A 25,520-nucleotide genomic window follows, 5' to 3' on the forward strand; every position below is an offset into this window, starting at 1 on the left:
GTGGTCAACGTGAAGTCGACTCCACCTATCAATACCTCTGGGATAACAAGAATATCAATGCAGTGAACAGAGAAACCAGCGAACATTCGCAACAGCTAATCGCAAAGTGTAACCAAAGGTGTGAATTTACCGCTCGCCGTTTCATTCACCGCGCCGGCTGTGTGTAACTTTGTCATCAGCAAGGCAAACCTGCATCACATTTGCGTTAACCCGTTAGCCCTTATCCTTGAATCTGCCGAGCTTTCCCGTAACATAACCTCAATGTAAACGCTTACCCTATAAAAGGTCTGGTATGGCGACAATTAAGGATGTAGCCCGACTCGCTGGAGTGTCCGTCGCTACCGTATCCCGCGTGATCAACAACTCCCCGAAAGCCAGCGAGGCTTCCCGTCAGTCGGTCACCGCGGCGATGGAAACGCTGAATTACCACCCGAACGCGAACGCCCGCGCGCTGGCGCAGCAGTCAACGGAAACCGTAGGCCTGGTGGTGGGCGACGTATCCGACCCCTTTTTCGGCGCCATGGTCAAAGCCGTCGAGCAGGTCGCCTACAATACCGGCAACTTTTTGCTGATTGGCAACGGCTACCACAGCATCCAAAAAGAGCGCCAGGCGATTGAACAGCTCATCCGCCACCGCTGCGCGGCGCTGGTGGTACACGCTAAAATGATCCCCGATGACGAGCTTGCCGGGCTGATGAAGCAAATTCCCGGCATGGTGCTTATCAACCGCATATTGTCCGGCTTTGAGCAGCGCTGCGTTGCCCTGGACGACCGCTACGGCGCGTGGCTGGCGACCCGGCATCTGATCCAGCAGGGCCATACCCGCATCGGCTATCTGTGCTCCAACCATGCGATTTCGGATGCCGAAGATCGTCTGCAGGGCTATTACGACGCGCTCAAAGAGAGCGGTATTGCCATTAACGATCGGCTGGTGACGTTTGCCGAGCCTGATGAAAGCGGCGGCGAACAGGCGATGACCGAACTGCTGGGACGCGGCAGGAATTTCACCGCCGTCGCCTGCTACAACGACTCGATGGCCGCAGGCGCGATGGGGGTGCTGAACGATAACGGCATCGACGTACCGCGCGAGATTTCGCTGATTGGCTTTGATGATGTTTTGATATCCCGCTACGTTCGCCCGCGTCTGACCACGGTGCGCTACCCGATTGTCACCATGGCGACCCAGGCGGCCGAACTGGCGCTAGCGCTGGCGGACAGACTCCCGCCGCCGGAAATCACCCACCTGTTCAGCCCGACGCTGGTTCGCCGTCACTCGGTGATCGCCCCATTAGAGAGCGACAGGTCGTAGCGGTAGAGGTGCACGGCGGTGGCCGGATAATCGAGGCCTTCGCCGATATAGCGCCAGCCGAAGCGCTCATAAAAATCCCGGCAGGCGGAGTAGAGATGCAGCTGCGGATAGCCGCTCCGGCGGGCATAATCAATAACATGCTGCTGCAGTTTCCCCGCCAGCCCCTGCCCGCGCGCCGCTTCGGCAACGTACAGCGCCGCCATCCACGGAAACAGGTCCTGGCGGCTGATCAGATCGCAGCGCCAGAGCCCCACCGTTCCCAGCAGAAGCTCGCCCTCAACGGCAATAAAGGTCAGCGGCAGCGCCCCCGGCGTCTGGCTGTGGGCGACGATGCTGGCAAAAAACGCCCGCGGCAGCGTCTCGCCGCCAAAGGCCTGCCACAGCCACTCCGCGACCTGCGGCGCGTGCTGCGGCGCGGCGTACAGGGGCAGAATGGTCATACCGGCTTTCCCTGAAAGATCGGTACCGACTCAAACAGGTAGCCGTCGAAGTCCGGCGCGTCTTCGTCCGACAGCTCCAGCAGGCTGTTTTTAACATTTTCCAGGTGCTGCCACATCGCCTGCCAGGCGCCCATCACGTCGCGACGGCGCAGCGCGGCGAGAATCGCCTGCCGTTCACCGAGCCACTTCAGGCGATAGGCGCGGCTGGCTATATGCGCGTTAAACTGCTGCCAGAGCGGGCTGCTGTCCATCTGCAGCCAGATACGCTCAACCGTTGCCAGCAGCATCTGGTTTTGCGTCGCCCCGGCCAGCACCAGGTGAAACATCCGCGCGTTATCCTGGGAGGCGTCGTTGCCGGCAATCGCCCGCTGCTCCTGCTCGATGATGCGCTTGAGGTTGTCGATATCGGCACGCGTCGCCATTTTTGCCGCAAAGGCGGCAATATTGCTCTCCAGCAGCTGGCGGGCCTGCAGAATTTCAAACGGACCGACGTCGCTGCTCAGCATCTGCTCTTCCTCGCTATCATCCTCGTGGGGGATACGCATCACGTAAACTCCCGAGCCCTGGCGAATATCGACCGTGCCCTGCAGCTCCAGCATCAGCAGGGCTTCGCGGACGATGGTGCGGCTGACGCCGTAGGTTTCGGCGATATTGCGTTCCGGCGGCAGTCGCGACCCGATGGGGTAACGCCCCTGCGCAATCTGGGCGCGTAAATCATCGCCAATTTCCTGGTAGGGTTTCTTTTCCGGCGGAATGATAGCCTTCTCCACAATATCACCTGTGCCTTGTCTGCGAGTGAATCCATATCGGCGCTATCTTAGCAAAATTTACGCCGGGCTAGCGCAACTCATCGTCGATATCCAGCGTCAGCTCGCGGCTTTCGCGCAGCGTGCGAAACCAGCTGGCGGAAGCCTTCGGCCGCCGCGCCCGGTCGTTCTGCAGATCGATTTCAATCAGCCCGTAGCGATTTTTAAACGCGTTCATCGGCGACACGTTGTCGGTAAACGCCCACAGCATGTAGCCGTGACAGTTGGCTCCCGCCTCCCGTGCGAGCAGCGTTTGCCAGAGATGCTCGCTGATAAAGCGAATGCGGTACTCATCGACAATCATGCCTTCGCCGTTGCGAAACTGCCCTTCGTTTTCGACGCCCATGCCGCTTTCGGCGATAAACCACGGAATATTGCGGTAATCATTTTTAATCCGCATCGCCATATCAAAAACAATACGCGGATAGATTTCCCAGCCGCGGGAGGCGTTCATTCGCCGCCCGGGCAGCTCGAAGGGTTCGTAATACCAGGCCGGATGGAACGGCGTCTGCGGGTGCCAGGCACGCGACGGCGCCTTCACCCGGTGCGGGTAGTAGAGGTTAATGCCCAGCTCATCCACGGTATTGTCGCGGATAATCGCCAGCTCTTCGGCGCTGTAGTCCCAGGCGACGTCGTGCTGCGCCAGCAGCGCAAATAGCGCTGGCGGGTATTCGCCGTGGACCAGCGGGTCGAGGAAGATGCGGTTATAGAACAGATCGTAAACTTCGGCGGCGCGCACGTCGTGAGCCGCCGCTGAGCGCGGGTAGGTCACTTCCGGATTGAGAATGCAGCCTACCGTTCCGCGATAGCCCTTGTCGCGAAACAGCCTGACCACCTTCGCCGTCGCCAGCACCTTGTGGTGGTTCCACTGCATCCAGGTCCCGGTATTTTGCTCGTAGGGCCAGCGCAGCGCGTCAAGGTAGACGCGGGTTTGCACGACAATCGGTTCATTGAAGGTAAACCAGCGCGTGACCTTTTGGTGATAGCGGGCAAACACCTTCTCCGCGTAGCGGACGAACAGCTCGACGACCTTTTTTGCCGCCCAGCCGCCATACTGCTCCAGCAGGTAGCCCGGCAGCTCGTAGTGTTCAAGGCAGATCATCGGCTCGATGCCGTTAGCCAGCAGCTCGTCGAACAGCTGGTCATAGTAGGCCGCATACTCCTCATCAACCGTGACGTTTTCATAATCGGTCAGAAAGCGCGACCAGTTGATTGAGGTGCGGTAGTGGGTCAGGCCCGCCAGCTTCATCAGCTGGACGTCCTCGCGAAAGCGGTTGATAAAATCGGTGGCCACCGCCGGGCCGTAGCCGTTATGCCAGACGTGGCGGTCGCGTTTATACCAGAGATCGGGCCAGGAGTCCTGCCCCGCTTTCTTGCCGCTCCAGCCCTCGGTCTGCCAGGCGGAGGCCGCCGCGCCAAGGATAAAATCGTCGGGAATCGCAATCCTTTTTGTACTCATCATATCCTCAGGCGTTGTTGGCGATCTGTGAGTTTTCCGCCTGCCGCTGCGCGGTTTCCAGACGGCGGGAGGCAATCTTCACAAACGGCAGGTAAATCAGTACCGCGGCGATGATACAAACCAGCTGGGTCACCACCGCCCCCATCGAACCGGCGGTAGAGAGCCAGGCGTTAATCAGCGGCGGCGTGGTCCAGGGCACCATCACCACCGCTTTTCCGGCAAACCCGGCCACCGTCGCGAAGTAGCCGATGCTGCCGGTCACCAGCGGCGTGATGATAAAGGGGATCGCGAGGATCGGATTGAGCATGATCGGCATACCGAAAATCACCGGTTCGTTAATATTGAACAGCCCCGGGCCAATCGATAGCTTAGCGATCTCTTTCATCTCCTTGCGCTTGCTGGCGATCATTACCGCAATCAGCAGGCCAATGGTCAGCCCCGAGCCGCCGATGCTCATATAGACGTCCCAGAACGGCATGGTGATGATGTTCGGCACCTCTTTTCCCTGCTCAAAGGCGCTCATATTGACGGTAATCGCGCCCAGCAGCAGCGGCTCGCGGATCGGTTTGATCATCTGATTGCCGTGAATACCGATAACCCAGAACAGCTGGGCGACGAACATCAGCAGCAGGATCCCCGGCAGGCTTTGCACCACGCGCTCCAGCGGCTGCTGCACCACCAGGTAGACCGCGTCATACAGATACATGCCGGTTAGCTGATGGAAAATAAAGCCAAAGGTGGCGATGGCGGTGGTGGTAATAATCGCCGGGATCAGCGCCGAAAACGACGCCGCCACGTTCGGCGGCACGGTATCCGGCATCTTTATCTTCAGGCCCTTGCGCGTCTCCAGCCAGCAGTAAATCTCTACCGACAAAATGGCGATAAACATGCCGAGGAACAGGCTGCGGGTATCTGAAAACTGGCGCAGCAGCACGTCTTTGACCACGTGCAGCTGCCCGTCAACCATCATCTCGACGGTGGTTGGGGTGACGCAGATAAAGCAAATCACCGCCAGCAGGCCGGGGAACAGGCTCTTGATACCGTTAATGCGCCCCAGCTCGATGCCGATCAGAAACACCGCGCCGATATTAAGGAAGTTGAGGGTCGCATAGTTGATAGCGCTGGTAATCGGCTTGAGCGCGGCGAGAAACGATAGCGACTGAAAGCTGGCGAGTCCGTTTTTCGGGTCCAGCACCATGTTTGAGATCAGCACCGAAAAGGCGCCAACGATGATCACCGGCATCAGGGTAATAAAGGCGGATTTTATCGCCATGATGTAGCGGTAGCTGTTGAATTTCGTGGCGAAACTCCCCAGTGAGTCGATCAATTTTTCCTGCAATGCCATAAAGGATACCTCAGGTTTAAGGGCTTCTTGCGCGCCAGGTGTACAGCCGAACACCTTTTGGCATACCAAAAAATAGTGAGAGGTGGTAAAAACTTCTGTGATTAAGATCTCAATGCGCTATTTGGTATTCCAGATTTTTATAAAATTAAATATTGGCATACCACATTGACAACATCGCTTTCACCGCGGCGCAGTTCCTGCAAAAAGCGTGATCCCGATAGTTTTTTGCACGGCGTAGAGGTCATATCCCCCTGAATGTCTGTGATAAACTGCAAAACACCACGTGATATCAGGAATCGATGAATGGCTACAATGCTGGATGTCTCAATTCGCGCAGGCGTCTCTAAAGCGACGGTTTCCCGCGTGTTGAACGGCACAGGTCAGGTAAAAGAGAGTACCCGCCAACAGGTATTCAAAGCGATGGAGGAGCTGGGGTATCGGCCGAACTTTCTCGCCCGTTCGCTGGCCAACCGCACGAGCAACAGCATCGGACTGGTGGTGTCCACCTTCGACGGCTTCTACTTTGGCCGTCTGCTGCAGCAGGCTTCGCGCCAGACGGAAGCCTGGGGCAAGCAGCTGATTGTCACCGACGGCCACGATGCGCCGGAGCGCGAAGAAGAAGCGGTGCAGATGCTTGCCGATCGCCAGTGCGACGCCATCATCCTCTATACCCGCCATATGAGCGAAAAGAAGATCATGTCGCTGATCGACTCCGTCGATATGCCGCTGGTGGTGATTAACCGCGACGTCAGCCTTGCGCGCGAGCGCTGCGTGTTCTTCGAGCAGGAGGATGCCGCATTCCAGGCGGTTAATTATCTGATTACTCAGGGCCATCGCGAGATCGCCTGCCTGACCGTCCCCATGCACACGCCAACGGGCAAAGCCCGCCTGCAGGGTTACCGTAAGGCGCTGAAGAAAAATGGTATTGCGTGGGACCCGGAGAAAGTTAAATACGGCGATTCAACGATGACCCGCGGCTACGAGCTGTGCCGGGAGCTGCTGGAGGAAAAAACGCCGTTCAGCGCGCTTTTTTCCTGTAACGATGATATGGCGCTCGGCGCCTCAAAAGCGCTGCATCAGGCCGGGCTGCGGATCCCGCAGGACGTTTCGCTATTTGGTTTTGATGACGCCCCCAGCGCAAAATGGCTGGAGCCGGGCCTGTCGACGGTCTATCTGCCCATCGATAATATGATCACCACCGCCATCGACCAGGCGATCAAGCTTGCCAACCATCAGCCGATCGAAACGATCCCGCCGTTTACCGGCACGCTGGTGCTGCGCGAGTCGGTAACGACGGGTCCCTTTTTAGATCAGACTTGCTCTAAGACCAGCAGTTCCTGAATGGTCTGGCGGCGGCGAATCAGCCGCGCGCTGCCGTTATCGAACAGCACTTCCGGCAGCAGCGGGCGGCTGTTGTAGTTCGAGGACATAGACGCGCCGTAGGCGCCGGTATCGTGCAGCACCAGATAGTCGCCCGGCGCCACGTCAGGCAGCAGGCGCGTTTCCACTTTCCCCCCTTCCTGCTGCGTGAAGACGTCACCGGATTCGCACAGCGGCCCGGCGACCACGGTTTCAATCATCGGCGCCGCGCTAAGATCGCGACCGTCCGCCGCCAGGGCGCTGATATGGTGGTAGCTGCCGTACATCGACGGACGCATCAAATCGTTAAAGCCGGCGTCAATCAGCACAAAGTGACGGCTGCCCATCTCCTTCACGCTGCGAACCTGGGAGACCAGAACGCCGGATTCCGCCACCAGGAAACGACCCGGTTCGATCTCCAGCTTCACCGGATGCCCCAGATGCTTCGCCACCTGCTCGCGGGCGGCGTTCCACAGGCCGTAATAGTGATCGGTATCGATCGCCTCTTCGTCTTCGTGATAAGGGATCGACAGTCCGCCGCCGGCGGAGATCGCCTGCAGATCCTGACCAAACTCGATCACCTGGCGCACCATCGCGCCGCACACCTGCTCCAGGTGAGCATAATCCACCCCTGAGCCAATGTGCATGTGAATACCCACCAGCTGCAGCTGATAGCGGCGCATCACTTCCAGCGCCGCCGGCAGATGGCTATACCAGATACCGTGCTTGCTGTTTTCACCGCCGGTATTGGTTTTCTGGCTGTGGCCGTGACCGAATCCCGGATTGACCCGCAGCCATACGCGATGGCCCGGCGAAACTTCCCCCAGCTGGCTCAGCATATCCACCGACCCGGCGTTCACCGGGATCTGCAGCTCCTTCACCCGCTCCAGCGTTGCGTCGTCGATCAGATCGGCTGTAAAGACAATATCTTCCGGATGCTGCTGCGGATCGTAGCCCGCCGCCAGCGCGCGCTCAATCTCCCCGAGGGAGACGGAATCCACCTTCACGCCCTGCTCGCGCATCAGGCGCAGGATATGAATATTCGAACACGCCTTCTGCGCAAAGCGCACCACGTCAAACTTGCTGAGCTGGGCAATCTGGCGGCGAATAATCTGCGCGTCGTAGACCCATACCGGGCAGCCAAACTCGGCGGGCAGGCGCAGCAGGTTATCTGCGGTCAGGTCGGTATCGGTGGCGTAAAGCGAGCGTGGCATGGTGAACTCCGGCGTTGTCTGCGTTGTGCGTGTTTTTTATGATTACGCCATAGCCTGAAGGGAATAAAAAATATCGTTTTATCGTGAGTCTATGCAAAAATGATATGGACACCTGATGCCACCCGAGAGCCGCCATGCCCGCCGTCAATTTGCGTCATATCGAAATCTTCCACGCGGTGATGACCACCGGTAATCTGACCGAGGCCGCCCGCATGCTGCATACTTCCCAGCCGACGGTCAGCCGGGAGCTGGCGCGCTTTGAAAAGGTGCTGGGACTGAAGCTTTTTGAGCGCGCTCGCGGCCGCCTGCAGCCCACGGTCCAGGGGCTGCGGCTGTTTGAAGAGGTGCAGCGGTCGTGGTACGGGCTGGACAGGATCGTCAGCGCGGCGGAAAGCCTGCGCGAGTTTCGCCAGGGCGAGCTGTCGGTGGTGTGCCTGCCGGTATTTTCCCAGTCCTTTTTACCGCTGCTGCTGCAGCCGTTTCTGGCGCGCTATTCGGAGGTCAGCCTGCAAATCGTCCCCCAGGAGTCGCCTCTGCTGGAGGAGTGGCTCTCCGCCCAGCGCCACGATCTTGGCCTGACCGAAACCCTGCATACGCCCGCCGGAACCGAACGCACGCCGCTGCTGACGCTGAATGAAGTCTGCGTCCTGCCGCAGGGCCATCCGCTCGCCGCCAAGCAGGTTCTGACCCCCGCCGATTTCCACGCTGAAAACTACATCAGCCTGTCGCGGACCGACAGCTATCGCCAGCTGCTTGACGCCCTGTTCCTTGAACATCAGGTCAAGCGGCGGATGGTGGTCGAAACGCACAGCGCCGCGTCGATTTGCGCGATGGTGCGCGCGGGCGTCGGCATCTCGGTGGTTAATCCGCTCACCGCCCTCGATTATGCCGAAAGCGGCGTCGCGGTGCGCCGCTTCAGCATCGATGTGCCGTTTACCGTCAGCATGATCCGCCCGCTGCACCGCCCCGGCTCGGCGCTGGTCGACGCCTTTATTCACCACTTGCAGCACAGCCTGGCGCAGATCCAGCGCCCGCTCGATACGGTGCTTAAGAAAGCATAAATTCCACCGCATCCGCGGCATGAATGGCCGCGGTATCAAATACCGGCAGCGGGCTGCTTTCTACGGGCACCAGCAGGCCAATCTCGGTGCAGCCGAAGATAACGCCTTCCGCCCCCTGCGCCGCCAGCGCCTCGATAACCTGCAGGTAATAGTCGCGCGAAGCCTCGCTAAAGGTGCCGAGACAAAGTTCATCAAAGATAATCTGGTTGATCCGCTGGCGATCGTCAGCGGACGGAACCAGCGTCTCGATAGCAAACTGCTGCTGCAGGCGGCCGCGATAGAACTCTTGTTCCATGGTATAGCGCGTCCCCAGCAGGGCGACGTTGCGCATGCCCTTTTTCTCAATCGCCCGCCCTGTCGCATCGGCGATGTGCAGAAACGGCACGCCGCAGCGCGCTTCAATGGCATCGGCCACTTTATGCATCGTGTTAGTACAGAGCACGATGCCTTCGGCGCCCGCCTGCTGCAGGCCCAGCGCCGCCTGCGCCAGCATATCGCCGGCACGTTCCCATTCACCGGCGGCCTGACAGGCTTCAATCTCATGGAAATCAACGCTATGTAACAACAGGCTGGCGGAGTGCAGCCCGCCCAAACGCGCTTTGATACCCTCATTGATCAGGCGGTAATAAGGAATGGTGGATTCCCAGCTCATTCCCCCCAACAGGCCAATCGTTTTCATTATTCGCTCCTTTTATGGTTACCCCCCAGTGAAACAAACTTGTGATCAACTTTCCACTTCTCCCGTCGATCGTTTCTTTTTAGAAAATTGTGGGATAAATTAAATGAAACATTGTTTCACTTAACCACAGGACCAGCGGATGTTTATTTTTCATAAAGAGACCACCCTCGACGATCTGGGCAATGGCGTGACCCGGCGCATTCTGGCGCACGATGGCAAAATGATGGCGGTTGAGGTTAACTTTGACGCCGGCGCCATCGGGCCTATGCATAACCACCCTCACGAACAGCTGACCTACGTGCTTTCAGGCGAGTTCGAATTCACTATTGGTGATGAGAAACATGTGGTTAGCGCCGGCGACACGCTCTACAAGCGGCCAAATATTATGCACGGCTGCGTGTGCCTGAAGGCGGGAACCCTGCTGGATACCTTTACGCCCGTGCGTCAGGATTTTCTGCAAAGCTAATCTTCCCTGGGCATGTCCGGCATGCCCCTCCCCCGCCCGAGCAATCCCTCCTCCGCAATATTATTTGTTAAAAAATATGTGCAAACACAATCATTAGTCGGGCAATAAAACGCCGTAAACCTGCGCAGCTTCACCTTCCCGGCATCGCTCACCAGCCCTTATGGTCCGGACAAAACGCCCGCCATCTCATTTTTTGAAACATCGTTTCGACTTCGATCACATTTCCGTTATGAATCGAATGACTCTGTAATAAATCGCAATAAAATAAATTTAAAACGGCGTTTTATAAAATTAAGGGCGCCGGGCATAGCAAAGCCGAACCGGTGCACGCTCAGCAGGGAGCTGCGGGTGACAAACCATGACAAAAACAGGGTCCAACAGGGAAGGAAGCGCCAGCACAGACACCAGCAACAGATCAACTTTTCCGGCTGCTTTCTGCGCGGATGACGCACGCAGCTTGAAGTACGCCGGGTATAAACCGAATCCGTTTTACAAACTCGTAAGCCAGGTAGGTATGTATGAATGAAAACAAGCTGCTGGGATTGGCATGGATATCGCCCTATATTATCGGGCTGATAATCTTTACCGCCTTTCCCTTTGTTTCATCTTTCTTCCTCAGTTTCACTGAGTACGATTTGATGAGTCCGCCGGTATTTAACGGCATTGAAAACTATCGCTACATGCTGACCGAAGATTCTCTCTTCTGGAAGTCTATGGGCGTCACCTTCGCCTATGTCTTTTTAACCATTCCGCTGAAGCTGGCCTTTGCGCTGGGCATCGCGTTTGTTCTCAACTTTAAACTGCGCGGCATCGGTTTTTTCCGTACCGCTTATTACATTCCTTCGATCCTCGGCAGCTCCGTCGCCATCGCCGTACTGTGGCGCGCGCTGTTCGCTATCGACGGCCTGCTGAACAGTTTTATCGGCGTGCTGGGCTTCGACCCGGTCAACTGGCTCGGCGAGCCGTCGCTGGCGCTGATGTCGGTGACCCTGCTGCGCGTCTGGCAGTTCGGTTCGGCGATGGTGATCTTCCTCGCGGCGCTGCAGAACGTTCCGCAATCGCAATACGAAGCGGCGATGATCGACGGCGCCTCGAAGTGGCAGATGTTTATGAAGGTGACGGTGCCGCTGATTACGCCGGTGATTTTCTTCAACTTCATTATGCAAACCACCCAGGCATTCCAGGAGTTTACCGGACCGTACGTGATAACCGGCGGCGGCCCAACCTACTCCACCTATCTGTTCTCACTCTATATCTACGACACCGCCTTTAAGTACTTCGATATGGGCTACGGCGCGGCGCTGGCATGGGTGCTGTTCCTGGTCGTCGCGGTGTTTGCCGCTATCGCCTTTAAGTCTTCGAAATATTGGGTGTTCTACTCCGCCGATAAGGGAGGCAAAAATGGCTGATATCCAACAAATTTCCGCGGCCCGGGACATCGCCGAGCGCGAGGTTGCCAGAACGCTGCGGCGTGAAAAAATGAACGCCAGCATCCGCTATGTGATCCTGCTGTTCGTTGGCCTGCTGATGCTCTACCCGCTGGTGTGGATGTTCTCGGCGTCGTTCAAACCGAACCACGAGATCTTCACCACCCTCAGCCTGTGGCCCGCTCACGCGACATGGGACGGGTTTATCAACGGCTGGAAGACCGGGACTGAATACAACTTCGGCCACTACATGCTGAATACCTTCAAGTACGTCATCCCGAAAGTGATCCTGACCATTATCTCCTCCACCATCGTGGCGTACGGCTTTGCCCGCTTCGAGATCCCGTGGAAGAAATTTTGGTTCGCCACCCTCATCACCACCATGCTGCTGCCGAGCACCGTGCTGCTTATCCCGCAGTACCTGATGTTCCGCGAAATGGGCATGCTGAACAGCTATCTGCCGCTGTACCTGCCGCTGGCCTTCGCCACCCAGGGATTCTTCGTCTTCATGCTGATTCAGTTCCTGCGCGGCGTGCCGCGCGATATGGAAGAGGCGGCGCAAATTGACGGCTGCAACTCCTTCCAGGTGCTGTGGTACGTGGTGGTGCCGATTTTAAAACCGGCGATTATCTCGGTCGCACTGTTCCAGTTTATGTGGTCAATGAACGACTTTATTGGTCCGCTGATTTACGTCTATAGCGTCGATAAGTATCCGATCGCGCTGGCGCTGAAAATGTCCATCGACGTCACGGAAGGCGCTCCGTGGAACGAAATTCTGGCAATGGCGAGCATCTCCATTCTGCCATCCATCATCGTATTCTTCCTGGCTCAACGCTACTTCGTACAGGGCGTCACCAGCAGCGGAATTAAAGGTTAAGAGGGAAATATCATGGCTGAAGTTATTTTCAAAAAACTGGAAAAGGTCTACTCCAACGGCTTCAAAGCGGTACATGCTATCGACCTGAAAATCGCTGACGGGGAGTTTATGGTGATCGTCGGGCCATCCGGCTGCGCCAAATCCACCACCCTGCGCATGCTGGCAGGCCTCGAAACCATCAGCGGCGGCGAAGTGCGTATCGGGGAGAAAATCGTTAACAACCTCGCGCCAAAAGCGCGCGGGATTGCGATGGTGTTCCAGAACTACGCGCTCTATCCGCATATGACGGTGCGTGAAAACCTCGCTTTTGGCCTCAAGCTGAGCAAGCTGCCAAAGGATCAGATTGAAAGCCAGGTTAACGAAGCGGCAAAAATCCTCGAGCTGGAAGAGCTGCTCGACCGTCTGCCGCGCCAGCTTTCCGGCGGCCAGGCCCAGCGCGTGGCGGTTGGCCGGGCGATTGTTAAAAAGCCGGACGTGTTCCTGTTCGATGAGCCGCTCTCTAACCTCGACGCCAAGCTGCGCGCCTCAATGCGTATTCGTATCTCCGATCTGCACAAGCAGCTGAAGAAGTCCGGCAAACCGGCGACCACCGTCTACGTCACCCACGATCAGACCGAAGCCATGACCATGGGCGACCGTATCTGCGTGATGAAGCTGGGCCACATCATGCAGGTTGATACCCCGGACAATCTGTACCACAAGCCAAAAAATATGTTTGTCGCGGGCTTTATCGGCGCGCCGGAGATGAACATCCGTCCCTGCAAGCTGGTTGAGCGCGACGGCCGCCTGCATATGCGCATCGGTGACGAACTGCTGCCCCTCAACGACGCGCTGCAGAGCAAAGCCGAAGGCTACAAGGACCAGACGCTGTTCTACGGCGTGCGCCCGGAGTTTGTCTCCATTGCGGACCAGCCGTTCGCCGAAGGCTGCGGCTCCGGCGAGATGGTTCGCGTGGAAAATATGGGCCACGAGTTCTTCGTCTATATGAAGGTCGCCGATTATGAGCTGACCGCCCGCGTCCCTTCCGACGAAGCCAGGCCGATGATCGAAAAAGGGCTGCATCGTAAGGTCTATTACCGGTTCGATCTCAACAAATGCCACCTCTTTGATGCGGCGACCGAACAGAACATCTCTCTGTAATCACTGGAGTATTAAAATGAAAAAAGTGCTCTTAAGCGCCGCAATCTCCGCCACTCTGGGCCTGACCGCGCTACCTTCTCTGGCACAGGATGTCGACCTGCGCATGTCCTGGTGGGGCGGCAACGGCCGCCATCAGGTGACCCTGAAAGCGCTGGAAGAATTTCATAAGCAGAATCCGGATATTAACGTCAAAGCGGAATACACCGGCTGGGACGGCCACCTCTCGCGCCTGACCACGCAAATCGCCGGCGGCACCGAGCCTGACGTGATGCAGACCAACTGGAACTGGCTGCCTATTTTCTCGAAAAACGGCGACGGCTTTTACGACCTGAATAAGATGAAGGACGTCATCGATCTCAGCCAGTTTGACGCGAAGGAACTGCAGTCCACCACCGTGAACGGCAAGCTCAACGGCATTCCCATTTCCGTGACCGCCCGCGTGTTCTACTTTAACGACGAAACCTGGAAAAAAGCCGGCGTCGCCTATCCCAAAACCTGGGACGAGCTGATGGCGGCGGGAAAAGCCTTTGAAAGCAAGCTAGGCAAGCAGTACTACCCGGTGGTGCTGGAGCACCAGGACACCCTGGCGCTGCTGAACTCCTATATGATTCAGAAGTACAACCAGCCGGCTATCGACGATAAAACCAAAAAATTCTCTTACAGCAAAGAGCAGTGGGTAGAGTTTTTCCAGATGTATAAAAAGCTTATCGACAGCCACGTTATGCCGGATACCAAATACTACGCCTCCTTCGGCAAAAGCAATATGTACGAGATGAAGCCGTGGATTCAGGGCGAGTGGGCGGGAACCTACATGTGGAACTCCACCATCAATAAATACTCCGACAACCTGAAGCCGCCGGCGAAGCTGGAGCTGGGTGAATACCCAATGCTGCCAGGAGCCACCGACGCCGGTTTGTTCTTTAAACCCGCGCAGATGCTCTCGATCGGTAAATCAACGAAAAACCCGGAAGCGGCGGCAAAGGTCATTAACTTCCTGCTGAACAGCAAAGCCGGGGTCGATACCTTAGGACTCGAGCGCGGCGTGCCGCTGAGTAAAGTGGCGGTGCAGTACCTGACCGAAGACGGCACGATCAAGGCCGACGATCCGGCGGTTTCCGGGCTGAAGCTGGCGCAGTCCCTGCCGGCGAAACTCTCCGTGTCGCCCTACTTCGACGACCCGCAGATCGTAGCCCAGTTCGGCACCTCCCTGCAGTACATCGATTACGGGCAGAAATCCGTAGAAGAGACGGCGGCGGACTTCCAGCGTCAGTCAGACCGCATTCTCAAGCGCGCCATGCGCTAATTCAGCCCTGCCAAACCTCCCCCGCGGCTCAGGCTGCGGGGGATTTTTTCGCACGGCGCCCGTCACGAAAGGCAAAATCATCCCGCCGGGCTTTGCGACCGGGCGACCTGCTTTACCCTCAGAAGAGATATTTGAAGCGCACGCGCGCGCCGTAGCGTTCGTCCGGGCCCGTGCTTTTCTCCGCCGACGAATCCAGCCACGAAGCGTAGGCGCCGAGGTAAATATTAAAATTCGTCATATCCATGATATTCGGCAGCAGCCATGAGGCATGCAGCGTGTGGATGTCATAACGCCCCGGGGCGAGTACCGCGCACTCGTTGTCGCATTCTGCGCTCACGCCCGCCAGATTAAACTGGTCGATTTTGTTATGCGCATAGATATAGCCCAGCTCCACGCGATGCCATAACGCGTTGATACCGGCGCTGAAGTCCTGCTCATCCGTGGCATCAAGATAGGCGGTACTCAGATTCACCACCGCGCCATCCCGGGCATCGGTTTTCAGCGTGTTCCAGCTCATGGTCATGCCGTAGCCGGTACGGCTCGACTGATCGACCCAGCGGCCGCGCGGGTCCTGATAGCCGTAGGCGTTATTGACGAGGTTGCTCTCCAGCGCCGCCGCCGCCGACCACGCGCCGGACTGCCACGCCACCACCGGGCGCACGTAGACGACGTTTTTCTGGTTATCCAGCGCGTTGCCGTGATAGTTGCGATCGACAAAAAGCGTGCTGCCGTCTTCCACCAGCGTATTCACTTCAAAGTACCAGCTATCGAGGGTTTTACTCAGCAGGAAGTTGCCGCCGCTGCTGCTGCGACCGCGCCCCTCTTTCATCATGTAAATATAGCCGTAGCCGTCGCTGTAAAGATCGTTCGCCGTATTGCCGGAATATTCAATAAAGGTATCCTGATTAAGCGGGAACATATCATAGGCTTCGAAGCGGCCAATTTTAATTTTCCAGTCATCCTGCTGACCAAAGAAAAAGGCCGCATCGTCCAGATTCATCTTGCCATTAATATCCGCCAGCGGCTGCACGCTGAAGCCCGCATACTTGCCATCAGCCCCTTTCCGCTGGCCATCAAAGCCGAGAAGAATACGCCCGTTAATATCCCAGCGCTCTTTTTTCCCCGGCGCCCAGCTTTTATTCGCGCTGGTTCTCACCGAGGTCAGGCTACCGCTGCGGCTGGCGCCGTCCATATTAAACTCAACGTCGCCATAAAATTTTAATTCGCCATAATCATTGAGCTGCAGCGTAGGTTTAGCCGCCGCGGCGCTGACCGCCGCGGCTGGCTTCTCCTGACGTTTTAGCGCACGAATCTCCGCCTCGGCGCTGGTCGCCCGCTGTTCGGTCTCCTGCAGCCGCTGCTCCATTTGCGCCAGCCGTTCCTCAAGAGATAACGACGGCCCGGCATAGGTCAGAGGGGTAAATAAAGACGTCAGCATGCAGCCGACCCAGATTTTATTCATCGGTAAACCCTTTTATTATTTAATAAAATAAAGTTTTTTAGTTATGGGTAAAGCACGACAATGATGACAATAATAACCCGCCCATCGTCGAAGACGGGTTATTAACGACAGAATAAACAGTAATTATATTATTCGAGCTGCCAGGCGCCGGCCTCAGATAAGCTGGCCGATCCGCTCCAGGCAAATAATGTTAATTCACGACGCGCGCCATCCGGATAAATACGGCTGCTGAGGCAGGCTTCACCATCATTAACGAAGACCTCCACGGAAGAGCTGTCGAAGAATACCCGTAGCCTGAGCGGCGCCCCGGCGGTTAACGGAACGCTGCGCACGCCGCACAGGCCATGCTGCGGATAATGGCGTTCCAGTACCAGGCGCTGCATCTGCGCATCAACGTAGACCCGCAGGCCGTCGCCGAAGCTGAGGCCATACTGCTCAGCGCTGCAGCTGGCGCTATCCCAGTGCAGGATGACCTCCATCGCCTCACAGTTTTCCACCAGCATGGTCTGCTGGTTTTTCAAGGTGCTCACCGGCCACGGGAACCATGCCCCGCGCAGGCTTTCGACCTCCTTAGCCGGGCGCATCTGCAGCCGGCTGTCCGCGCTCAGGCTCAGCTCGCGCGGCAGCGAGAGCATCCCCGCCCAGCCGTCCTGCTGTTCCGGCAGCGGCGATTCCCACATATCCAGCCAGCCGATAACGATCCGGCGACCATCCGGAGCCAGGAAGCTCTGCGGCGCATAAAAATCATGCCCGCTGTCCATCTCAACAAACTCGCCTTCGCGCACAAAGGCGCCGCCGGGCTGCCAGTCGCCGAGCATATAGCCGCTTTGGAACAGGTTCCGATTCTGATAGCCCTGCGCCGCCATGCCCTGCGGAGAAAACATCAGCACGCGCCTGTCGTTGAGGGCAAAAAAGTCCGGGCACTCCCACATATAGCCCATCTCTTTTTCCGCCTCATCAAGCACGCCCGCGTCCTGCCACTGGCGCAGATCGGCCGAACGGTACAAGCGCACCTGGCCGACATCGCCGAGGCGCGCGCCGACAATCATGTACCAGCTATCGCCCTCGCGCCACACCTTAGGATCGCGGAAATGGTGCAGCCCCGGCGGGGTATCGAGGACGATCCCCTGCCGCTCAAAGTGGATGCCGTCGCGGCTGGTCGCCAGGCACTGCACCTGATAAAGGTTGGCCTCGTCGCTCGGATCGCCGTGGAATTTATGCCCGGTATAAATCAGCGCCAGCGTATCGCCGTTGACCACCGCGGAGCCAGAGAAACAGCCGTCTTTATCCTCCGGGCCTTCCGGCGCCAGCGCCACCGGCAGATGCTCCCAATGCACCAAATCTTTACTGCGCGCATGGCCCCAGTGCATCGGCCCCCACTGCGTTGAGTAGGGATGATGCTGGTAAAAGGCGTGGTACCAGCCGTCAAACCACACCAGGCCGTTAGGATCGTTGATCCAGCCCGCGCGGGCGGCAAGATGGTAGCGCGGGTACCAGCGCAGGTTCAGCGCATCGCTTTTAGCCTGCAGTTCCTGTTCGGCGTTGCTAATTGAGTACGTCATAGTCTTCACTCTTTTCATTCAAATAACGGAGGGTTGCGGCATCAGCGGGTCCGAAGGCGACTTAGCCGATCGCAGCAAGAAGATGGAGATAAAGGTGGTGAAGAACACCAGCAGGCCCATAATCAAATAGGACCGGGCAAAGCCGTATATCTCGTAGCTATAGCCCGCCAGCGGCGACAGCACGGTTGCGATAACCGAGCTGGTGCAGGCAAAGCCCACCAGATACAGCGTCGATGAGAGGCGTTTATCAAAGTTTAAGCTGTTGTATTTAAAGATAGATACCAGCAGAACCGGCAGCTCAACCGCATGCAGCAGCTTGGTTATCGAGATTAGCAGCGGCCCCTCCACCAGCCCGGAGGCCACCATCCGCAGCGCCATCACCATACCGGCGAAAATCAGGCCATTTTTCGCGCCAATGCGGTTAACCAGCCAGGGCGCGCAGAACATCCCCGCCGCCTCAAGAAACACCTGGAAAGAGTTCAGGTAGCCGTACATGGCGTTGCCCTCCTGCAGGGTGGCGAACTGCGAGGAGAAGTAGACCGGGAACTGCTGGTCGTAGACGCCGTAAATACAGGTGCCGACGACGAAAAACACCAGCGCCCAGAAGCGGCGCAGGGTGAGCAGACGCAGCGCGTCCTCCAGCGTCACCTTGCCGCCCGCCACCGCTTCCTCCATCGCCTGCGGCGCAGAGGAGACCCGCAGCCGCGCCAGCAGGACGAAGAATACCAGGCCGGAGCAGCTGGCGACGGCAAAGTTCAGCTTCGGGTTGATGTTAAACAGCAGGCCGGCAAAAAAGGTCGCCACCGCCCAGCCCAGCGATCCCCACATCCGCGCTTTGCCGAACTCAAACTGGCTCTGGCGCGCCACGCGCTCGGTGTAGGACTCCAGCACGCCGATACCGCCGTTGAAGGTCAGGCCGATGTAGATCCCGCCAAAAATACTGCCGAGAAAAATGTTAATGCCCAGCAGGTAGCCAAACAGCAGATAGGCCGGCCCGGAGAGGATCAGCAGCGCGGTGATATACCAGAGCAGGTTTTTACGCAGGCCGAGCTTATCCTGAATAAAGCCGTAGCAAATTTGGGCAAACAGCGCTGAGACGGAGAGAACCGCATAGATAATGCCGGTATCCCCCGCTTTCAGACCAACCTCCTGATGTAGCCAGATAGAGAGCAAAGAGCCGGACGAAGACCAGGTTACGAAAAAGAAAAACAGTAAGGCGCTGAGTATCGGATAGCTGTGAGAGTGATGTGCTTTCATCATGACGTTCTCTGTTGGAGTAATGCGTCAATGGTAACGTTAACAAAACCCAAAACTCATGCCCTTTAGCTGAGATACATGATGTTAATCACATAAGTTAACGTTAACATAACAGAGATGCGATCGCGATCAAATATTCCTCGTCAGCGCGGCCGCACAACCTGCGATAGAATATCGCATGATCCTTTTACATCAGCGACTTAGTTGTATAGCCTGTTGCCTGGCGGCAACGTTGGAGTAGTAAATATGGCATCCTTGAAAGATGTGGCAAAACTGGCAAATGTCTCTCTGATGACGGTTTCCCGCGCGCTGAACAGCCCGGAACGCCTGAAGCCGGAGACTCTGGCTCGCGTCCAGTCCGCCATTGAACAAACCAACTACGTCCCCGATCTCTCCGCCAAGAAAATACGCGGCGCCCACGCGACGCCAAACACCATCGGGGTACTGGCGCTGGATACCGTCACCACCCCCTTCTCGGTGGAAATTACGCTCTCAATCGAAGAAACCGCGCGGGCGCACGGCTGGAACAGCTTCGTGGTCAATATGTTTTCCGACGATAGCCCGGAAACCATCGTCGATCTGCTGCTCTCCCACCGGCCGGACGGGATTATCTACACCACGATGGGGCTGCGCCAGGTGCCGCTCCCGGCCAAGCTGCTGACAATCCCCTGCGTGCTGGCCAACTGCGAAAGCCTGCACGACCCGGTGGCCAGCTATATCCCGGATGATGAGCAGGGTCAGTATACGGCGGTGCAGGCCCTGCTGGCGGCGGGCTATCGCCGTCCGCTGTGCCTGCATCTGCCGGCTAAACATCTGGCGACCGTGCGCCGACGTCAGGGGCTGGAGCGCGCCTGCCGGGAAGCGGATCTCGATCCGCATACGCTCGAACACTGCTACATGGAGTATGGCGATGAGCACTACCGCGATATTCCGGCGATGCTGCTGGCAAATATCCGCGAGGGTAAGCCGCAGTTCGATGCGGTGATTTGCGGTAACGATCGTATCGCTTTTATGGTTTATCAGACGCTGCTGGCGCAGGGCCTGCGCATCCCGCAGGACGTGGCGGTGGTGGGTTACGATAATATGGTCGGCATTGGCGATCTGTTTTTACCGCCGCTCTCAACGGTACAGCTTCCGCATTATGAAATAGGGCGCCTGAGCGCCCTGCATATTATTAACGGCGACAGCCATCGGGATACGGTGCGGGTTGCCAGCCCCTGGCTCCCGAGGGACTCGCTGTAATCAGTTGCCAATATCGCGCAGTTTCTTACCGGACATCAGATTGCGCTCGATGTGCTCAAGGGTGACGTTTTTGGTTTCCGGGATCAGCCAGAAGGTCACCCCGATAAAGGCGACGTTCAGCACGGTATACAGCCAGAAGGTGCCGGCGGCGCCGATCGCGTCGAGCAGCGTCAGGAAGGTCGCGCCGATAATCATATTCGACACCCAGTTGGTGGTGGTGGAACAGGTGATACCGAAGTCGCGGCATTTCAGCGGCTGAATTTCCGAGCACAGGATCCACACCACCGGGGCGGCGCTCATCGCGTAGCCGGCAATACACATCATGGTCATGCCGACGGAAAGCCAGGACAGGCCGCTTGAGGCGGTGCCGTTATCAAACTGCATCAGGCAGTAGCCGAGCACCAGCGTGCCCAGCGCCATCACGCTAAAGCCGATTTTCAGCGCCGGTTTACGCCCGGCTTTATCCACGGTAAACACCGCAATAAAGGTGGCAAACATAAAGGTCAGGCCGACGACGAGGGTCGCCATCATCTGCTGCTCGGTGGTGGTGAAACCCGCCATTTTAAAAATACGCGGCGCGTAGTACATGATGATATTCATCCCGGTGAATTGCTGCATCGCCTGCAGCAGCATGCCGAGGAACACCGCCCGACGGACGTTGCGGTTGATCTTAAACAGCGCCCAGCCGCCCTGCTTGAGCTTCAGGCTTTCGCGAATTTCATTGAGCTCGTCCCGGGCTTTTTCCGAGGTATCGCGCAGCATGCGCAGCACCTCTTCCGCCTCGACGTGCCGCCCCTTCTCCGCCAGCCAGCGCGGGCTGTTGGGCAGGAACACGACCAGAATAATCAGCAGGACCGCAGGCAGCGCCAGCACCCCCAGCATGGCGCGCCAGTTGCCGCTGTAGCTAAATGCCGTATCGGATAAAAACGCCATCACGATACCCAGCGTCACCATCAGCTGGTACATGCTTATCATCTTACCGCGGACATTTTCACTGGCCATTTCAGAGAGATAAAGCGGCGCGGTGTAGGAGGCGATCCCGACGGCAACGCCAAGGAGAACCCTCGCCAGCAGAAGGACCTCCACGTTGCCGGCAAAGGCGGAGCCGATGGAGCCGGCAACAAACAGTATCGCCCCGACCATTAAACTGTATTTACGCCCGAGGCGGAAAGAGAGCCAGCCGTTGAACAACGCGCCGATAGCGGCGCCCAGCATCATGCTGCTCACCACCCACTCCTGCAGGCGGCTGGATAAGGCAAAATGATCGGTAATAAAGGGCAATGCCCCGGCAATTACCCCAATATCGAGGCCAAAAAGGAGCCCGGCCACCGCAGCGGCAATGGAAACAAACTGGTTCATGCGCCGGGTATCGCGCTGCGTACGCGGCATTAACGTAGAGTCATTATTAATTGAGGTCATTTTTCCCTGCCAGAACATAGTAAGACGTGATCAGAAAGTACGGGATCGGCGGGGCAATGTGTCAGGGTGGAGATGCCAAAGATATGGACTAAATAGCTACCATCAATCGTTTTGTGATGGACATTCAACTTTCATAAAGGCGAGACGATTTCTCATCAACATAAAAATTCTTAATATCCATGCGATTCATTGTCACTCTATAACTAATTAATATGGATTTTTTTAGTTTATCGATATGGACGATTAATGTTCACACATAAAAAAACCTGCCGTCTGCGGCAGGTTTTTGTACGGCACAGCGGGAAAAATTAGCGCGCCAGCCAGCCGCCATCAACCGCGACGGTATAGCCATTGATGTAATCAGACGCGCTGGAGGAGAGGAACACCACCGGCCCCATCAAATCGCCCGGCAAACCCCAGCGGCCCGCCGGAATGCGCTCAAGGATTTCGGCACTGCGCTGCTCGTCGGCGCGCAGCTGCTGGGTATTATTCGTCGCCATGTAGCCCGGCGCGATCGCGTTAACGTTGATATTGTGCTTCGCCCACTCGTTCGCCAGCAGCCGGGTCACGCCCATCACGCCGCTTTTCGAGGCGGTGTAGGAGGGAACGCGAATGCCGCCCTGGAAAGAGAGCATGGAAGCGATGTTGATGATTTTGCCGCCGTTGCCCTGGGCAATGAAATGCTTCGCCGCCGCCTGAGACATAAAGAACACGCTCTTGATGTTCAGATCCATCACGTCATCCCAGTCCTTTTCGCTGAATTCGAGGGCATCCTGACGGCGAATCAAGCCGGCGTTGTTGACCAGAATATCGATATGGTCAAATTCAGCGACGGCGCGCTCCAGCAGCTGCGGGATCCCCTCAATCTGGCGCAGATCGGCGGTCAGGCTGAGAAAACGACGGCCCAGCGCGGTAACGCGCTCAATCGTTTCCGTTGGCTCAACAATATTGATACCGACAATATCGCAGCCCGCTTCCGCCAGCCCTACCGCCATGCCCTGGCCCAGCCCGGTGTCACATCCGGTCACAACGGCCACTTTACCCTGGAGAGAGAATGTATCGAGTATCATACCTGGTTCCTTTATCTTTCAGATAGCCCGTACTACACAGGCGAGGTTCTATCGGTTCGACCGGCTGCTTGCGCTGGCCATTATGGTAAGAAGAACTCTCTGGGGCGGCCCCATCATAAAAATAAAACAGAGTTCCGTTTTGCTAGTGGAACCATCTTATCTCCGGGCAAAGTCATTTTCAATTATTATTAAAACATCGTTTCAATTTTTAGGTAAGCAAATGCTAAAAATGCAAAACAGATCACGAAGCGTTGGCCCGACATGAGGGAAAAACGAATTAAATTCATTTAAATACAATGCATTATATAAACTTAGAAAATCGGCATCAGATCGTAAAAAGTCAGCATAAAAACAAAGTTCCCTCTCTATACCGCTCTCAGCAGCCAAAAAAAGTGCGATCCAGAGCAGGAAGTTATTGCGAACTGCGCTCGCCATCACAAATAATGAAACAATGTTTTGATAAATTGACACCCATCTTTTAAATCAATCTCATCTGGTAAACCGTCCCTTTGGGAAGCGATACCGCAGGAAGGAAAAAGGAGTACATCATGGCTAAAGGCATGCGGGTAAAACTCAACTATGAAGTCAGCCGCGACCCCGATACCGGGGCAGAGGTCACCCGCTTAACCCCACCGGAAGTGACCTGCCATCGTAACTATTTCTATCAGAAATGCTTTTTCAATGACGGTAGCCACCTGCTGTTCGCCGGTGAATTCGACGGACACTGGAACTACTACCTGCTGGATATCGCCGCGGCCGAAGCCGTCCAGCTCACCGAAGGGGCTGGCGACAATACCTTCGGCGGCTTCCTCTCGCCGGACGATACTTCGCTCTATTACGTTAAAAATGACCGCACGCTGCTGGAAGTTAACCTCACTACGCTGCAGGAGCGCGAAGTCTATCGCGTCGCCGATGAGTGGGTTGGCTACGGAACCTGGGTCGCCAACAGCGACTGCAGCAAGCTGGTCGGCATTGAGATCGCCAAAAGCGACTGGACGCCGCTTAACGACTGGCAGACTTTCCACGACTTCTTCCATAAAGGCCCGCACTGCCGCCTGCTGCGCGTCGATTTGCAAAGCGGCGAAAGCCGCACCATCCATGAAGAGAAAAACTGGCTGGGTCATCCTATTTATCGGCCTTTTGATGACCACACCGTCGCCTTCTGCCACGAAGGCCCGCACGATCTCGTTGATGCGCGCATGTGGATGGTGAATGAAGACGGCACCGGCGTACGTAAAGTCAAAGAACATGCGCAAGGCGAAAGCTGCACCCACGAGTTCTGGGTGCCGGACGGCTCCGCGCTGGTGTACGTCTCCTACCTGAAGGGTCAGCAGGGACGAACCATTTACAGCTTTAACCCGGATAGCGGCGTGAACGAAGCGCTGATGCAGATGCCCGCCTGTTCGCATCTGATGAGTAATTTTGACGGCACGCTGCTGGTGGGCGACGGTTCCGGCACCCCGGTGGACGTGAAAGATACCAGCGGCTATACCATCGATAACGACCCCTATCTGTACGTTTTCGACGTGGCGAAACGGGCTTATTTCCGCGTTGCGCGCCACGATACTTCATGGGCGACGATCGCCAACAGCCGCCAGGTGACCCATCCGCACCCCTCCTTTACGCCGGACGACAGCGCGATTTTGTTTAGCTCCGATAAAGACGGTAAACCGGCTATCTATATCGCGAAGATCCCTGAGCAGCGCGAAATGCTGCAGGCATAGCGCGTTGTGACCTGAGTTTGATTGAGTGTTTCTGTAACTGGCCTTGCCCTCCTTTTGGAGGGCTTTTTTTTTGGCCTGCTGCCGGCCACATTCAGGCCGTCCTCGCGCGTAATAATCAACGGAGGACGGCGGCTGATTAACGACAAAACCCCGGCTAACTGCGCCGGGGTAAACGATGAGACTGTTGTTTATGTCAGAAGGTATACGCCACGCCTACGCGGAAGCGGGTCTGGCGGTCGCTGCGGTCATTGACGCCAACGTTACCCACCTCGCCGTAGGGCGCCCAGTTTTTATCCAGCTTATAGGCCAGCTTAACGTTATATTCCTGGGAGTAGGGTTTATTGTCGTTACGATTTACGCCTTCGCTACTGCGGGCATAAACGTAGTTCAGCTCGGTACGCCAGTCGCCCATCACGAAGCCAGCCCACGCATCGCCGCGGTTAACTTTATCATCCTCTTTGCCCGCGTTTGCCGGATAGCGGGTGTAGTCATAACGGTAGCGGGCGGCAACGTAGAAACCGTTATCGAAGCTATACTGCACGCGCAAATTCGGCTTATAGATCGAGCGGCTGTCGTTACTTTCAATATTGAAGCCCGGCGTTACGGAGAAATTCTTGTTCGCCTTCCACTGCCAGCTGATGGTTTCTTCATGGCCGTTGCCAACAAAGTCTGAATAAGGCTGATCGGTGTTATCCCCTCCTGATTTCCACTTTGCCTCAACGGAGAAACCAAAACCGTTGGCGAACCGGTGCGACACGGAGACGCGGTCGGCGTTGGTTTTATCGGTTTTACCGCCGTCGATGAATTCATGACGCAAATCCACCGTGACGGCCGAAGCAGCAAAAGACGCGGCGCAGAGAGCAGCAAGGGCCAGAGATCGTGCAAACATAGGGTACCCC

General features: G+C 56.8%; 22 protein-coding genes and 1 pseudogene. 10 read left to right on the plus strand and 13 right to left on the minus strand.

Annotated elements, in window-relative coordinates; genetic code table 11:
* The first annotated feature begins 292 nt into the window (after positions 1-292).
* Entirely contained in the window at positions 293-1,309 is a 1,017-nt protein-coding gene (gene galR / locus NWP14_RS21570; protein WP_346430734.1) for an HTH-type transcriptional regulator GalR, read from the plus strand.
* Here the strand turns inward: galR and NWP14_RS21575 are convergent.
* The 4 genes from NWP14_RS21575 to NWP14_RS21590 form a co-directional block, all read right to left on the minus strand.
* Positions 1,270-1,749: a GNAT family N-acetyltransferase gene (locus NWP14_RS21575; RefSeq protein WP_375215954.1), complete on the minus strand. Its 480-nt coding sequence runs from the start codon at positions 1,747-1,749 to the stop codon at positions 1,270-1,272. The genes galR and NWP14_RS21575 overlap by 40 nt on opposite strands.
* Complete coding sequence (locus NWP14_RS21580) at positions 1,746-2,519, minus strand: GntR family transcriptional regulator (protein ID WP_041147044.1); 774 nt, start codon at positions 2,517-2,519, stop codon at positions 1,746-1,748. Before NWP14_RS21580 ends, NWP14_RS21575 begins: the two co-directional genes overlap by 4 nt.
* A gap of 67 nt (positions 2,520-2,586) precedes the next feature.
* Positions 2,587-4,014, minus strand: a complete 1,428-nt coding sequence (locus tag NWP14_RS21585; protein WP_375215955.1) for a glycoside hydrolase family 1 protein — start codon at positions 4,012-4,014, stop codon at positions 2,587-2,589.
* A gap of 7 nt (positions 4,015-4,021) precedes the next feature.
* A complete protein-coding gene (locus NWP14_RS21590; protein ID WP_095098910.1) occupies positions 4,022-5,359 on the minus strand; it encodes a PTS sugar transporter subunit IIC in 1,338 nt (445 codons plus the stop codon).
* 312 nt (positions 5,360-5,671) lie between these two features.
* On the opposite strand from NWP14_RS21590, the gene NWP14_RS21595 reads away from it, so the two are divergent.
* Positions 5,672-6,700 (plus strand): LacI family DNA-binding transcriptional regulator, encoded by a 1,029-nt coding sequence (locus tag NWP14_RS21595; RefSeq protein ID WP_189339854.1) that lies wholly within the window; start codon positions 5,672-5,674, stop codon positions 6,698-6,700.
* On the opposite strand, the gene lysA is transcribed toward NWP14_RS21595, so the two are convergent.
* Complete coding sequence (gene lysA, locus NWP14_RS21600) at positions 6,670-7,932, minus strand: diaminopimelate decarboxylase (RefSeq protein ID WP_095098916.1); 1,263 nt, start codon at positions 7,930-7,932, stop codon at positions 6,670-6,672. The genes NWP14_RS21595 and lysA overlap by 31 nt on opposite strands.
* 134 nt (positions 7,933-8,066) lie before the next feature.
* On the opposite strand from lysA, the gene NWP14_RS21605 reads away from it, so the two are divergent.
* Positions 8,067-8,993: a LysR family transcriptional regulator gene (locus NWP14_RS21605; RefSeq protein WP_375215956.1), complete on the plus strand. Its 927-nt coding sequence runs from the start codon at positions 8,067-8,069 to the stop codon at positions 8,991-8,993.
* Here NWP14_RS21605 and NWP14_RS21610 read toward each other — a convergent pair.
* Complete coding sequence (locus NWP14_RS21610) at positions 8,980-9,672, minus strand: aspartate/glutamate racemase (protein WP_375215957.1); 693 nt, start codon at positions 9,670-9,672, stop codon at positions 8,980-8,982. The genes NWP14_RS21605 and NWP14_RS21610 overlap by 14 nt on opposite strands.
* A 139-nt stretch (positions 9,673-9,811) precedes the next feature.
* On the opposite strand from NWP14_RS21610, the gene NWP14_RS21615 reads away from it, so the two are divergent.
* From NWP14_RS21615 to NWP14_RS21635, 5 genes are all read left to right on the plus strand, one after another.
* Entirely contained in the window at positions 9,812-10,138 is a 327-nt protein-coding gene (locus NWP14_RS21615) for a cupin domain-containing protein (protein WP_095098925.1), read from the plus strand.
* A gap of 518 nt (positions 10,139-10,656) precedes the next feature.
* On the plus strand, positions 10,657-11,547 hold the full coding sequence (locus NWP14_RS21620; protein WP_041147051.1) for a carbohydrate ABC transporter permease: 891 nt from the start codon (positions 10,657-10,659) through the stop codon (positions 11,545-11,547).
* On the plus strand, positions 11,540-12,442 hold the full coding sequence (locus NWP14_RS21625; RefSeq protein ID WP_045857405.1) for a carbohydrate ABC transporter permease: 903 nt from the start codon (positions 11,540-11,542) through the stop codon (positions 12,440-12,442). Before NWP14_RS21620 ends, NWP14_RS21625 begins: the two co-directional genes overlap by 8 nt.
* A 12-nt stretch (positions 12,443-12,454) precedes the next feature.
* A complete protein-coding gene (locus NWP14_RS21630) occupies positions 12,455-13,582 on the plus strand; it encodes an ABC transporter ATP-binding protein (protein WP_375215958.1) in 1,128 nt (375 codons plus the stop codon).
* Positions 13,583-13,598: 16 nt separating this feature from the next.
* Positions 13,599-14,885 (plus strand): ABC transporter substrate-binding protein, encoded by a 1,287-nt coding sequence (locus tag NWP14_RS21635; RefSeq protein WP_041147054.1) that lies wholly within the window; start codon positions 13,599-13,601, stop codon positions 14,883-14,885.
* A gap of 118 nt (positions 14,886-15,003) precedes the next feature.
* Here NWP14_RS21635 and NWP14_RS21640 read toward each other — a convergent pair whose 3' ends face one another.
* The 4 genes and pseudogenes from NWP14_RS21640 to NWP14_RS21655 form a co-directional block, all read right to left on the minus strand.
* Positions 15,004-16,347, minus strand: coding sequence for a carbohydrate porin (locus NWP14_RS21640; RefSeq protein ID WP_375215959.1), 1,344 nt, complete (start codon positions 16,345-16,347; stop codon positions 15,004-15,006).
* Positions 16,348-16,475: 128 nt separating this feature from the next.
* Positions 16,476-17,909: a glycoside hydrolase family 32 protein gene (locus NWP14_RS21645; protein ID WP_375215960.1), complete on the minus strand. Its 1,434-nt coding sequence runs from the start codon at positions 17,907-17,909 to the stop codon at positions 16,476-16,478.
* An 18-nt stretch (positions 17,910-17,927) separates the two neighbouring features.
* A complete protein-coding gene (locus NWP14_RS21650; protein ID WP_331833588.1) occupies positions 17,928-19,169 on the minus strand; it encodes an MFS transporter in 1,242 nt (413 codons plus the stop codon).
* A 65-nt stretch (positions 19,170-19,234) separates the two neighbouring features.
* Positions 19,235-19,303: pseudogene (locus tag NWP14_RS21655) on the minus strand (hypothetical protein); the annotation flags it as partial.
* A 109-nt stretch (positions 19,304-19,412) separates the two neighbouring features.
* Here NWP14_RS21655 and NWP14_RS21660 point away from each other — a divergent pair.
* On the plus strand, positions 19,413-20,408 hold the full coding sequence (locus NWP14_RS21660) for a LacI family DNA-binding transcriptional regulator (RefSeq protein ID WP_346430728.1): 996 nt from the start codon (positions 19,413-19,415) through the stop codon (positions 20,406-20,408).
* Here the strand turns inward: NWP14_RS21660 and NWP14_RS21665 are convergent, their stop codons facing one another.
* On the minus strand, positions 20,409-21,827 hold the full coding sequence (locus tag NWP14_RS21665; RefSeq protein WP_095098944.1) for a sugar porter family MFS transporter: 1,419 nt from the start codon (positions 21,825-21,827) through the stop codon (positions 20,409-20,411).
* A 308-nt stretch (positions 21,828-22,135) separates the two neighbouring features.
* The gene (gene kduD, locus NWP14_RS21670) at positions 22,136-22,897 is read right to left on the minus strand and encodes a 2-dehydro-3-deoxy-D-gluconate 5-dehydrogenase KduD (protein WP_095098946.1); all 762 of its coding nucleotides are present in this window, start codon (positions 22,895-22,897) and stop codon (positions 22,136-22,138) included.
* A gap of 548 nt (positions 22,898-23,445) precedes the next feature.
* Here kduD and NWP14_RS21675 point away from each other — a divergent pair.
* The gene (locus NWP14_RS21675; RefSeq protein ID WP_095098949.1) at positions 23,446-24,621 is read left to right on the plus strand and encodes an oligogalacturonate lyase family protein; all 1,176 of its coding nucleotides are present in this window, start codon (positions 23,446-23,448) and stop codon (positions 24,619-24,621) included.
* A 193-nt stretch (positions 24,622-24,814) separates the two neighbouring features.
* Here the strand turns inward: NWP14_RS21675 and NWP14_RS21680 are convergent, their stop codons facing one another.
* Positions 24,815-25,510 (minus strand): porin, encoded by a 696-nt coding sequence (locus tag NWP14_RS21680; RefSeq protein ID WP_095098952.1) that lies wholly within the window; start codon positions 25,508-25,510, stop codon positions 24,815-24,817.
* Between the last annotated feature and the right edge of the window lie 10 nt (positions 25,511-25,520).

The sequence above is a fragment of the Klebsiella sp. C349492 genome (assembly GCF_042055345.1).
GTDB classification, from domain to species: domain Bacteria; phylum Pseudomonadota; class Gammaproteobacteria; order Enterobacterales; family Enterobacteriaceae; genus Klebsiella; species Klebsiella scottii.